A 3,273-nucleotide genomic window follows, 5' to 3' on the forward strand; every position below is an offset into this window, starting at 1 on the left:
GAAGGCTCGGATGGCTCATGTCTTGCGCCTGCTTCGCGCGGGCGTGCCTCAATCGGCACCCATATCTCGCCGATTGACGGATCACCGCATGACGCCTGTAGTATGAGAAGGAGTCCCTACTCACGATGACGTGTCTTCTGGTCCAGGTCGCATCATGATCACCACGCCCCGCACACGCCGCTACTGGCTGGCGCCGCTGACTGCAGCGGGGCTGGCCGGCGCGTTTGCGCTGGGATCGTGGTATGGCGGGCACCGGATGCGTACGATGAACGAGTGGGCCGATGCGCAGCTGCTGTCTACGGCGATCGACTCGGTGAGGGCCAATGCGATCGACTCGCTGGGCAGCGATGAGCTCATTCGGCGTGCCGTAACCGGCATGCTGCGAGAGCTGCAGGACCCGTACGCGGCACTGCTGCGTCCAGACGGCATCCAGCGCTATCGCGGTACCATGTTGGGAGAGGGGCAGGGGATGGGGTTGACGCTGCGTCGTGAGTCGGCGGCCGCCGGTGTCGCGCGCGTCGCCCCGGGATCACCGGCGTTCACGGCCGGCGTGCGCGCGGGCGATCGCATTCTGATGGTCGACGCGGTCGCCGTGGGCGAGGCGTGGACGAAGAAGCCTGGCGACAGCACGCGCACGTTCGGTGACTCGAGTGTGCTGACGCTCTGGCGCGCCCCGTTCGGTGATACGCTGCGACTGATAGTTCGGCGTTCGGCGTGGCACATGCCTTCGGTCACGGAGCAGGGCCTGCTGGCCGACTCTGTGGGCTACGTGCGGCTGGCCACCTTCACCTCGCACTCCTCGGAAGAATTGGAGGACGCGGTGGAATCGTTGCTGCAGCGTGGTGCCACATCGCTGGTGCTCGATCTGCGTGGCAACACGGGCGGTCTGTTTGAGGAAGGCGTCAAGTCCGCCGGACTCTTCCTCCCGCGCGGCTTGGTGATCGCATCGCTGGCCGGTCGCGGTGGTGCCGCGCCGCAGCCGCATTCCAGTCGGAACTCCCGCTGGCCTTCGTTGCCACTCACGGTACTTGTCGACGGCAATACGGCGAGTGCGGCGGAAGTGATGGCTGCTGCGTTGCGCGATTACAATCGTGCGCTGCTGGTGGGCACTACCACGTACGGCAAAGGGGTGGTGCAGCGCGTGGTCACGCTGTCGAAAGACCTGTCAGTGCGACTCACGACGGCCCGGTGGCTTACCCCCAAGGGTATCAGTCTCGATCGACGGACGGGGAATGGCGCGTTGGCGACGGGCGGATTGCACCCCGATGTGCTGCTCGACGATGCTGCGCGGCGGGACGCGTTTGCCGTGCCGCGTGAGTGGGAGCCGTTGGCCGCTGCGCAGGTCGTGCGCACCGCCGATTCGCTGGCGATGTTCGCACTGCGTGAAGGGTGGTCCACCACGCCATTGGCGCTGTTCGAGGCGCGTCTGCGCACCACGCTGGCGCAGTTGGTGCCGCGATCGGCGCGCGAGCCGCTCGCGCGGGCGGAATGGGTCACCGTGAGCACGCGTCTGGCGCTGGTGCGGGTGCTCGAGGTGGAGCGCGAAAGCGAGGCGCTGCTGCGCTATGCGGTGCGTGAGGACGCCGCCCTGCGCGCCGGCATCGACGTGGTGGCGCCGGGCACGGAAGTGGCGCGCGTACTCCCTGCCACGCTGCCGGCGGCGATCTCGCGGAAAGGGATGGTCCTGTCGCTCCCGCTACTGCGCCCGTGATCACAGGCATGTGGCGTTATCGCGCGGTGGTGCTTCTGGGAGCGATGGCGTGTGCCGCCACGGTAGTGGAAGCCCAAGCCACCGGTTCGCTCGACGCATGGTTGGTGTCACGCTTCCAGGGCACGCAGCTCCTGACCGATTCGATGCCGGCCACGGCCTCGGTGGCCGCCGAGAGTCCGCTGCCGCGTATCGAGGGCACGCGTGCGGGGCGTGCGGCCGACACGCTCTATGCCATTCACTTCGGCACGCGGCTCGGCACACCGGCGCTGTCTGTAAAAGCCGTCGTGCATCTCACTGCACCGACTGGCACGATTACGCCGCTCACGGCTCGCGTGATCGCGCGTCGTGCGTTCCGGGCGCCGCGGAGGCCCGGCGCACCCTCCAGCGCCGATGCCGCGTGGCGGTACGGCTGGAGCTATCAAGCGGTCGTGCCGCATCGCGCCACGGGCATCTCCAACGGGTCCGTCGCGAAGGCGGTACCGGTGGCGCGCTATCGCGGGTGGTTGCTGCTGGTGGCACCCGACACCAAGTCGGCGCGCGCGTCGCGAGTTCGGTAAGCGATCAAGCTGGCTGCGTTCCCGCTACATTGCCCGTCGCCATGCAAAGCCTGACGTGACACGAAACCGAATGCCGTCCTCGCGACCGATGTATGCGGCGTCGGCCGCTGCCCTCATTGCCTCGGCGCTGATCGGCCTTGCCCTACCGGCACATCAGGCGAAGGCCCAGGCGCAAGCACCGGCGGCGGCTCGCCCCGTGGCATCAGCGCGCGGCGAACAGGCTTGGCGCGATGCGCTGGCCGATTCGCTGGTGCGCCGCGCGATCGATCGGCGCAGCGTACAGCTCGCCGACAGCACGCTGCTCAGCTATTCGGCCACGGCACACGGCTTTCTCGCGTTTCTGGCGCAGCTGGGCGAAGGCGTGATCATTCCGCCCAAAGTTGTGCAAAGCGAAGAGCTTCAACTCTCCATCGCCTGGTGGCAACCGGGGCGCAGTGCGCAGCGATTGATCGGTCGCCGCGACACGACGCTGTTGCCGGCCGACGTGGGCTACTATCGCGATCGTTACAGCGTGGTGCTCGATAATCTTCCCGACCGCATCCGACTCGGTGACGGGCAGGATGTGCGCGACGTACCGCATCCGCTGTCCGCGCTCGCGCCGAGCCCGTACGAATACGCGATGGGAAGTGCGCTACGCATTCGCATTCCCGGTCGCGAGATCGTGGTCGATGAAGTGAAGTTCCGCCCGCGTAATGCGGCGCAACCGGCGGCCGTGGGTTCGGTGTATCTCGATCGTGAAACCGGTGCCGTCGTGCGTCTGTCGATGACATTCACGCGTGCGGCGATCATCGACAAGCGTATCGAGACACTGGTGGTCACGCTCGAGAATGCTCTGGTGCGTGAGCGATACTGGCTGCCGCGCCGGCAAGAGGTGGAAGTGTCGCGCGGTAGTACGTGGTTCGACATTCCGGTGCGCGGCATCGTCCGCGGTCGCTGGGAGATCTCGGGCTACACGGTGAACGAGCGCATCGCGCAGAGCACCATGATGTTGCCGCGATGGAGTGC

The 3,273-nt window shown here is 67.1% G+C and carries 3 protein-coding genes; all 3 read left to right on the forward strand.

Going from position 1 to position 3,273, the window contains the following annotated elements:
- Positions 1-154: 154 nt before the first annotated feature.
- Entirely contained in the window at positions 155-1,711 is a 1,557-nt protein-coding gene (locus ACESNG_RS23480) for a S41 family peptidase (RefSeq protein ID WP_373063294.1), read from the forward strand.
- Positions 1,708-2,268 (forward strand): hypothetical protein, encoded by a 561-nt coding sequence (locus ACESNG_RS23485; RefSeq protein ID WP_373063296.1) that lies wholly within the window; start codon positions 1,708-1,710, stop codon positions 2,266-2,268. Before ACESNG_RS23480 ends, ACESNG_RS23485 begins: the two co-directional genes overlap by 4 nt.
- A gap of 55 nt (positions 2,269-2,323) precedes the next feature.
- The coding region (locus tag ACESNG_RS23490) for a hypothetical protein (protein WP_373071141.1) at positions 2,324-3,273 on the forward strand (950 nt) is incomplete at its 3' end.

The organism is Gemmatimonas sp., assembly GCF_041689975.1.
GTDB lineage: Bacteria > Gemmatimonadota > Gemmatimonadetes > Gemmatimonadales > Gemmatimonadaceae > Gemmatimonas.

Coding starts and splice junctions, on each gene's coding strand:
- ACESNG_RS23480 (WP_373063294.1), top strand. CDS start 155: ATGATCACCACGCCCCGCACACGCCGCTACTGGCTGGCGCCGCTGACT.